The sequence below is a fragment of the Endozoicomonas sp. ISHI1 genome, assembly GCF_024606225.1.
Lineage (GTDB): Bacteria > Pseudomonadota > Gammaproteobacteria > Pseudomonadales > Endozoicomonadaceae > Endozoicomonas_A.
On sequence record NZ_JAGRPU010000006.1, the window covers coordinates 1 to 9,167 of the forward strand.

At 47.9% G+C, this 9,167-nt stretch carries 7 protein-coding genes; 3 read left to right on the forward strand and 4 right to left on the reverse strand.

Features of this window, described 5'->3' with window-relative positions:
- Window positions 1–276: 276 nt before the first annotated feature.
- The 3 genes from KBW69_RS06035 to KBW69_RS06045 all read right to left on the reverse strand — a co-directional run bounded on the left by KBW69_RS06035 (window position 277) and on the right by KBW69_RS06045 (window position 2,963).
- Window positions 277–618 carry a hypothetical protein gene (locus tag KBW69_RS06035; protein ID WP_257280296.1) on the reverse strand — a complete coding sequence of 114 codons (342 nt, stop codon included), beginning with the start codon at window positions 616–618 and terminating at the stop codon, window positions 277–279.
- 459 nt (window positions 619–1,077) lie between these two features.
- A complete protein-coding gene (locus KBW69_RS06040; protein ID WP_257254502.1) occupies window positions 1,078–2,358 on the reverse strand; it encodes an HlyD family type I secretion periplasmic adaptor subunit in 1,281 nt (426 codons plus the stop codon).
- Window positions 2,358–2,963: a hypothetical protein gene (locus KBW69_RS06045; protein ID WP_257254501.1), complete on the reverse strand. Its 606-nt coding sequence runs from the start codon at window positions 2,961–2,963 to the stop codon at window positions 2,358–2,360. The genes KBW69_RS06040 and KBW69_RS06045 overlap by 1 nt, the downstream gene beginning before the upstream one ends.
- A gap of 263 nt (window positions 2,964–3,226) precedes the next feature.
- Between KBW69_RS06045 and KBW69_RS06050 the strand changes: the two genes are divergently transcribed.
- Genes KBW69_RS06050 through KBW69_RS06060 form a run of 3 tightly spaced genes read left to right on the forward strand, consistent with a single transcriptional unit; the run spans window position 3,227 to window position 7,045 of the window.
- Window positions 3,227–4,498 carry a TolC family protein gene (locus KBW69_RS06050; RefSeq protein ID WP_257254500.1) on the forward strand — a complete coding sequence of 424 codons (1,272 nt, stop codon included), beginning with the start codon at window positions 3,227–3,229 and terminating at the stop codon, window positions 4,496–4,498.
- 60 nt (window positions 4,499–4,558) lie between these two features.
- Entirely contained in the window at window positions 4,559–6,031 is a 1,473-nt protein-coding gene (locus tag KBW69_RS06055; protein WP_257275179.1) for a hypothetical protein, read from the forward strand.
- 3 nt (window positions 6,032–6,034) lie between these two features.
- A complete protein-coding gene (locus tag KBW69_RS06060) occupies window positions 6,035–7,045 on the forward strand; it encodes a M23 family metallopeptidase (RefSeq protein WP_257280297.1) in 1,011 nt (336 codons plus the stop codon).
- Here the strand turns inward: KBW69_RS06060 and KBW69_RS06065 are convergent.
- The gene (locus tag KBW69_RS06065) at window positions 7,009–9,114 is read right to left on the reverse strand and encodes an ATP-binding cassette domain-containing protein (protein WP_257280298.1); all 2,106 of its coding nucleotides are present in this window, start codon (window positions 9,112–9,114) and stop codon (window positions 7,009–7,011) included. The two genes, KBW69_RS06060 and KBW69_RS06065, sit on opposite strands and share 37 nt — an antisense overlap.
- Window positions 9,115–9,167: the final 53 nt, after the last annotated feature.

Here is a 9,167-nt window from a genome sequence, read left to right on the forward strand (position 1 = left end):
ATCCCGAACTCGGAAGTGAAACGACAGATCGCCGATGGTAGTGTGGGGTTTCCCCATGTGAGAGTAGGTCATCGCCAGGCATTGAATAAAGCAAAACCCCAGTTGAGTGATCGGCTGGGGTTTTTGTTTATCCGTTACAGGACAATGTAATGTCACCCGAAAGAACGACAAAACTTCTTAAGCAATGCGTCGTTTATTTTCGTGCTCCCATCCAAACCCGGAAGTAACAGGATCGTCCGGAACGATTTTAGGCAGTTTTAGTACTCAATCATGAATTTATTGATGATCAACTCTGCATTTTGCCATTTCTTTCGGATTAGAAGGTACACGGCAGACCCGGTCTCCATAATAGTCATTGTTGAAATTGCAATCACTTTGCTTGTTGGATTGCTGAGCAGGAACATTGAAACTATCCTGTTTTTTCTCTATCTGGCTGGATGCATTCATGGGGTAATCCTCCTGTTGTATAAAATAAAGTTTATAAACAAGGAATTGAAACTGGAAATTGGCAATGGCTATCACAATGATAGGAAAGTTGTATTCAAACTGTTGCAGTATGGTACTGGTGGAGGTGCGCCTTGAAGCGCGTACAATCTTGCGACCTGAAATGGTCGCCACGGTAAAGCTGTGGTCGGCAGCTGTGTACCAAGTCTTGCGGGGTGGAAGGTAACGACCACAGCGAAGCGCAGACAGGAAGATAATAGGCCATAACGTTTGCTAAGGGATAATTAACCTCGAAATTGAACGTATTCGAAGTAGCTGACCTTCTCTCTACCAAGGGAAAGCAGAAATTGGGAGCTCCGCTAATGACAACAACCGCAGTAGGACAGCCTTAAGTTCGACAGGCTGATAGAGCAATGCAGGAGCAGTTGCCGCGGAGGGGCAGTCTATTCTCGGTCAGCCTCCGTGTGATAGCTATTTTAAATAGCGGGGTATCAATTCCAACGCTCTCTTCTCTTTATAGAAAGGTGCAACAGGTTTTTTTAAACTTCAGGATCCCTTGTCACTAAGATTTTTGGACGGAGTTTCGCTCAGCGTGGAGCCCGATAAGGGCCACGAGCGTTGACACAAATTGAATTACAGTCTCGCAGTAAATTGAATGGATTCAGACAACGGCCCCAGCAGATAACCAAGAAGCGTGCGTTTACCTGCCAGTATATTGAGTTCAACGGTCATACCCGGGATCAACTGATTATTTTCATCAAACCCTGAACTTTCCGTCTCAATCATAGCCTTGTAGTAATGCTTAGCCGTGACACTATCTACATAAGTGTCAGCACTCACCTCCAGAACCTTGCCCCTCAGAGAGCCATAAGTCGTATAATCGTAGGCAGAAACCCGAACATTCACTGACTGACCGGGCCAGACTCTGGCTCTGTCATGTGGTGCCACCATAGCTTCTACCATCAGGGGAACTCCATCTGGCACTATCTCTGCCAATATCGAACCCGGCGATACGACCTCACCAATAGTATTGACATGCAGGGTATGCAGAGTACCTGTAACCGGTGCCGCCACTTTTTTACGGACCTGCCGTTCACTGGAAGAGTGAATCTGTGCCTGAATTTGAACAATTTCTAACCGGACTTTGTTGTAATTATGCTGTGCCTCTTCACGAAAATCTGTCATCAGTTTTTTTTTCTTTAAACGCAGCTCTGACAGGTTGGCAGCAATGACCGGAATCTGTTTCATTGACTGATTGATTCTGGTCTCAATTTTCAGCAACGCCATCTTTTTTTCCAGCTGATTATGAATCGAACCAGCACCTTCCTGAAGAAGCGTCGTCAGTATATCCAACTGCTTTTGAGCTACCGCCCGTTCGTTTTTCATGTCCTTGATGACCTGGTCAAGCTCAGATAACTGGGCTTCTTCTTTGTTAATCTGCTGGCGGACAATGGAGATTTGTTCGCTGAGCTTTCTGGCACGTTTTTTATACAGCTCTTGTTCGTTAAGATAATGCTCGTTATTCCGAGTCTTTTGTTTGCTCGCAGCGATCAGTTCTTTACCCGTCATTTCAGCATACAATCGTTGCGCTTTTGCGGTCAGCCCTCTGAGTCTTTGGTTCAAAATGCTGATATTCTCGGTCAAGGAAGGATTCATCACCGTAAACAATACCATGTCTTTGTGAATCCGCTGCCCTTCTTGCACGTGCAGTTCGGTAAGAATACCGCCTTCCAGATGCTCAACCACACGGTTATTGCTGAAAGTAGTCACCCGACCATTGCTCTTGACGACCACATCTATTTCGATAATGGCTGACCAGACCAGAAAACACAGAACGATAAAAGTGATGGTAAAAATGATGGAATAGCGGGAAAACGATCGGTGCCGCATTCGGGTAAGCAGTGGCTTCATCATTATTCGTTATCCACCAGTTTGATAACCACCTGGTTTCGTTGCTCGGTGCCGGATTCGTCCAGTCTGATTTTGATAAATTCAGCGGGCATGCCAGCATCCAGAAGAATTTTTCGAACTTGAGAAATTCGGTTGAATGCAATTTCGTAAGAAACCGTTTTCGCCAGGCTTCTGCTATTGAGCAGGCTAATAACATGGATCGTTTTACCCTGAAAATCAGCTATGTTTGCCTGAACCCATTCTTCCAGCTCCTTGTTTGCCGCTTCAGAAAGACGTGAGTTGAAATCTTCGTACTTTATGCGAATGAGTTTACTCTTAATCTCTGTGGATACCTGGCTCTCTAAATTAACGCTCATGGCTTCAGAAATGATTTCCTTCTCAATATCCGATTCCACCGAGGCTTGCTGACCCGATTCCAGTCCTTCGGTTGAGCCGGCTGCCGCATGCTCAGCTTCAATAGACGACTGCGCAATATCATAACCCACCTGAACACTCAGCGCAGAAACGACCATAACCAACACAACGACCAGGAAAACAAAGACCAGCAGTGTGGTCGAAAGAGCATCCACAAATCCGGGCCATGGGTTGCTTTCAACTTTTTTAGCCATTGTGCTCCAGTTGCAGATGTGTAGTGTAGAAATTCAAACAGGAACCGTTACATCAACTGTTGTCTGGTTATCTATCGCCTGTCTGATGCGTTTCTTAATAAATGTTTACCGCAAAACGGAATACTAAAAGAAGCGATCCTTTGCAGTTTTCGTGCTGTGGGCCGAATAAGACTCTGAGGCTTTTAAAGTCCTATATCCATTGGATTGAAGAGATGGGGTAGGGGTACGCGGCAAAAAAATCAGGACAGGCAGGATCAAATTTTATGAAACTAAAAAGTCTGCTCGGGGTGAGTTTATTAATTCTTATCTCTCCAGTGAGTGCCTTATCGTTACCTGAAGCGGTCAACAAAGCACTGGAGATCAACCCGACCTTGAAGTCTCTGGAGGCTACGGTTGAGGTTGGAGAGGCTCAACTGGACAAGAGTTACGCCAACTACCACCCCAAGGTTACCCTCCAGTTGGAAAGTGGCAAGAGCAACAATTCAGACAGTTCCTGGCAGCAAAAGCGCAAATCATCAGTAACTCTTAATCAGGTGTTGTACGATTTTGGTCGGACTTCTAACCAGATCAGCGCCAGAAAATACAAGCTAAATGCCTACCAGCAGGATCTTAATAACGGCCGTGAGCAGCTCGTCCTGCTCACCTCAAACACCTTTCTGGAGATACTCAAGCTTGAGGAAGTGATCAGATATATCAAAGAGAATATCGCCTTTTACGATCGTTTTCTGGGCATCCTTGAAACCCGAAATCAGACAGGTGCGTCCAGCAAATCTGATGTTCAGCGTCTGACCAGTCTGAGCCAGAATGCCCAGCTTGAGCTGATCCAGTATCAGACAGACCTGACGTTTGCCCGTAAAACCTTTAAAAGCCTGACGAACATTGAGCCAGAAAACCTGACAATTCCTTCGCTGGACGGACTGGTCATCAAGCAAACCCCGAAGGAACTGGTCGAATTTGCAACAACCCGGAGTTATCAGATCCAGTCTCTCAGAAAAAACATTGAGTTCGCCAAAGAAAATCGAGACAAAGCCCGTTCCGATCTATATCCCAAATTTGACCTGAAAATTGAAACCAACAGGGAAAACTCTCTGGACACCAACGGCAAATGGTCAAGCACACAGGCTGCCGGTATCACAATGAGTTATGACATCTGGGACGGATTCAAGGCCCGAAGCAATGTTGATGAAACTAATGCCAAAGTGATGCGGGCTAATCATCAGTTACGAGAGGCAACACTGGCACTGGAAAAAGAGGCAGAGGAAGCTTACAGCGCGATGTTGAAGTTAAGAGATGAAAAGGCCGTCAATAAAGAGGCACTGGAAACCAACCGCGAAATTGTCGACCTCTATTACAAAGAATTTGAATTGGGTGAAAAGACCCTGCTGGATATCACCACAGCCCAGGGGGATTACCATAACAGTCGAGTCCAGAGCGCCGTGTTCCGGTTTGAGTATTACAAGAGTACGCTGAAAATCCGCTATTACCTGAATGATGTCATCAACACAGTGCGAAGTCTGGCAGACGAGTCCCAATGATGTTTCAGAGGACAGGCGAGAGAACGACGGGCAACACGGACAAAAAGGGATAATAAGGACATGTCTGAGCTGCATATTGCCAACCCGAAAAGAATAGAGAGCTTCATAAGGCGTATGCAGTTTGTCGTCGTAGCCAGCATTATCCTGGTTTATTTTTCCAGAGATTTTTTTATCACGGCACTTATGTCAAATCTGCCGCTGAACGGTACGATTTTATCGGTATTCATAGTCGGTTCGGTGCTCTGCTTCATCTATGTGTATCATCTTAAAGATGATGTTCTGGTGGTTGCCAAACTGGATGAGATCTTGTTTGAAAATAAAGCCGACCAGGACGGTTCGGATGATCCGGGCGATCAGAACATCCAAAGAGACAGGAGCAGCCAGAACGAGCAGGGCAAACCGAAACCGTTGAAGATGCACCTGATGGGGCCAACTGTCACCCTGCTCAAAAACAATGTTGCATCTCTGGGTGTTATCAGACTCTCGGCACCAGCAACCCGAGCTCTGGTAGACTCTCTGCAGGACAGTATGAGCGAAAAGTCCGCCTTCATTCGCTACTTCACCGACCTGCTGGTTTTTATCGGACTACTTGGAACTTTCCTTGGCCTCACCATCACCATTGGCTCCATCGGGGGCATCCTGTCTGATCTGGCAGGAGGCTTGGATGGCGGTGATATTATGGAAACCCTGATCAAGCTGATCCGAGGTCTGGAAGGGCCTCTTGGCGGCATGAGCACCGCCTTCGGTTCTTCCCTTATGGGTCTGAGTACTTCGTTGGTGCTGGGTATTTTTCTGCTCAGCCTGGACAAGGCCGGCCATTACTTCACCTCTGCCATGGAAAACTGGCTGGCTGAGCACACCGTTGAGAGAAGTTCTAATGGTGGAGCGGCTACGACCACTGCCGCTCCAGCCATCGGAAACGGGCAACTGGAGCAGATTACCACCCAGCTCAGTACCATCGCCAATACTCTGAAGAGAATCAGTATTCAATCTGCAGATGACAGGCAGTGGCAAAACCTGATCACTTTACTCAACAATAATCACCGTGAGCTGGCCAATGAGACCTCCGGGCTGTCTGAATCCCTGCTACGGACTGAACAACATATTGAAACTTCTGCCAGACTCCAGTCGGATCAGTTAGCGCAAGCAGAGCTGCAATTGCGGGAATCAGAAAAACTGCGCCAGATGTTCTCTACTCAGGCCGATGCCAGTATAGAAGCACTGGGCGCAGTACAGGAAAGCAAGCATCGGCTGGTTCAGATTGTCAATGCTCTGCTGAATGAGCAGCAGGCTCTGGGGCGCAGTCATGGGAAAACCACTGAGCAGGTCACCGAGCTGAAAGCATTCATCGCACAGAAAACAGACGCCTCTGCCACCGAACTTAAAGGTGTCTCTCTGCAGTTGCAGGCACTTTCCGATAAAGTTCAGGAAGATAACCAGGACAGCCAAATCAGGCAGTCACGAATGGAAAAGATGTTCATTTCCATGTCCAGGGCGATTAAGGATATGAAGGCCAGAATAAAAGGAAATTGAGACGTGAGGGTTCACCGGCATATCATTCCTCTGATCTGGAGTCTGGCCGCTTCGGCTGACAACAGTCCGGATTTTATTTTCCCGGTGGCTTGTCATTATGGTGTTGATTGCTTTATCCAAAACTATGTTGACCATGACCCCACTTCGGGCCACAGCGACTATCAGTGCCGTCAGCAAACCTATGACGGCCATTCTGGTACCGATATCAGGTTAGTTAACCTGCCCCAAATGAATAAGGGTGTTTCTGTGCTGGCAGCAGCCGATGGCACGGTTGTCGCGACACGGGATGGCATTGCGGATACTTATCTGAACCCTGCCCGACGTAAGGAAATAAAACAGATCGGTCTGGGCAATGCCGTTGTTATCCAGCATGGGGATGGCTGGCGCAGCATTTATGGCCATCTGAAAAAGGGGAGTCTGACCGTCAAAAAAGGTGACCAGGTCGAACAGGGGCAGTTACTGGGAGAAATTGGCCTGTCGGGATTAACCGAATTTCCCCATGTCCATTTTCAGGTGACACATCACAATAAGACGATTGACCCGTTTATCGGAAAACCAGACAGAAGCGAGTGTGGGGATACGCTCAACAGTCTGTGGCTCGGGATCGAAGACAACAGGATAACCTACCTCCCGGGGTTGCTATTGGATCAGGGTTTCAATAGCACTCCCCCGGTCAACTACCAGTCGATTGAAAGTGGAAATTTTAATAACGGTGCTGGTGACAAAAACCAGCGCCTGTTTTTTTGGGTCCGGTTCATCGGGCTGTCAACGGGTGATCAGGTAACGTTGAGTTTCGTTGCACCCAATGACGAACTTGTCAAAGCACATACTTTCCCGGAACTGAAATCAGGCAAGGCACAGCAATTTTATTACATCGGCATCAATAATCCGGCTATTCGCCCGGAACTGTGGGGCCGCTGGCAGGGGAGGGTGAAACTGAAGCGCACATCACTCCCGCCTATTAAAAAGGTTTTTGATTATGCAGTAGGTGTTGAAGATGTGACTGACCGTTGAAAATTGAGCTCCTTCAGCACGCGACTGCGACTACCGTCACCGATGATACGACCTTCCGATATCACGATAATCCGATCCACCAATTGCAACAGGTTTTGCCGGTGAGTGACAAGAATCAGCGTCTGGTCGTCTTCCAGGATACCCGGAAGACGCTGACAGAAAAGCGTTTCATTGTAATTATCATAGGCACTGGTGGGTTCATCAAGGATCAGTAAACGACCCCGACGCAACAGAGCACGAGCCAGGCAAAGTGCCTGTCGTTGACCACCGGAGAGATTCTCGCCCCGTTCTAAAACTTCGTGGGCATAGCCCCGGGAGCACTTCTGGACAAATCCATCCAGACAAGCCCCATAACAGGCTTCATCCAGCTTTTTAGTGGATGCTGAACTCTGTCCGAGCATCAGGTTACTTTTCAGTGTGCCAGCGAATACGGAGGGTTTTTGAGGTGCCACGGCGAAGTGGCTGCGGTAATGGTCCAGATTAAGGTGCTGCAGATTGCGACCATCGATCATTACATTGCCTTCAGTCGGTTCCACCAGCCCCTGAATCATGCGGATGAGTGTACTTTTCCCGGAGCCAGATGCACCCAGTATGGCTACCCGCTCTCCCGGCTCAATCTTCAGGCTGATGTTCTTCAGAATTTCAGGTTCCGTGGCTTTATATCGATAGGACACTTTATCGAATTCAATCACTCCTTTCAGGGTTGGAACATTGAGCTTATCGTTGCAGTCATCCTCTCCTGCCAGACCCAGCAGATCGTTAATCTCTTTCAATGCCTTGATGGAGAAGCTTAGGCGATTAACTGCCATGGCCAGACTCATCAGCGGAACAATGGCCCTGCTACCAAGAATAATGCAGGCAAACAGAGAGCCAGACGAAAGATTACCGCTGTGTATCTGGAAGACACCCAGGACAAGCATGCCGATGACCACAATCTGGCTGGCACTTGCCACCAGGGTGTTGAGCAGAATATTAGACTGTTTACTGGCCAGCGATGCCCAGGCAGAACGGGTGACCAAACTACGCCAGCGCGCCTGAGTCTTGCGTGTCGCACCCAGGGTTTTAATGGCTTCCAGCTCTGAACTCACTTCGTAGAGAAAGGCACTTTTGGCATTGTTGGCGCGGGTCAGCTGGCTGGCACGATGACGCGTGCCTCGATAGCTGAATATCGCAATCGGTATCAGGCAGGCCGCAATGCCAATAGGAATGAGTGCCATGACGCCACTGATCATTCCTATTATGAGGGTAAACAGAATAAAAAATGGTGCATCCAGAAATGATAACACCACCGTTCCGGACAGAAATTCTTTAACCCGGGCAAAATTTTCCACAGCATGGGTAATGCGACCCGTAGAGTCAGGCAGTTCACTCTGCTTCAGCTGAACAAGGCGGCCCATGATGAACTGTTCACTGCGCTTTTCAATAACCCGGCAGGCCTCATCGACAAAATAAGTGCGGAGCCAGCGCAAGACAAAATCAAAGGTCACTACCAACAGCATGCCAATCCCCAGAACAAGCAGCGTATCAGTAGCAAAGGTTGGGATGAGTTTGTCGAACACCATGTTGGTGAATAACGGTAGCGACAGAGTCAGTAGATTGACCATCAGGGTCGCCAGCAATACCTGAACGTAGTGAGGTCGGAGTTCGTTCATCTGTGCGCGAAACCAGGCAGGCATCAATAGCTTGCTGGCAGTGGCTTTGTCCTGTTGTTCACTGAAACAGAAAAGCGTGCCGGTATAAACCGATGCTAATCGTGACAAAGACAACCATAATCCCAGAGGATGTTTTCGTGATGCTACAAAATACTCACCGTTACGAATTTCGGTGATGGTCATGAATTTTTTTTTCTTTAACTGAATGATGCAGGGTAAGTCGTTTTCCGTAATATCATTAAGTCCGCTGCATTTTTTTATCATGTCCAGGCCACAGTAGGCAGCGGCCTGTTTAAGGCGCCGATGATCAAACTCCTGACCATCTTGCGTGAGTGTCTCTAAATCTTCTCTGACAACATCGGCCCCCATATGATGGCAAATGGTGAGGAAACAATCTTTGAGGTTGAATTTAAGCATAAAAGGCGCTCTTTTAGTTATCCTGGCGCCCTCTGAACCTACTGGCCTGAATC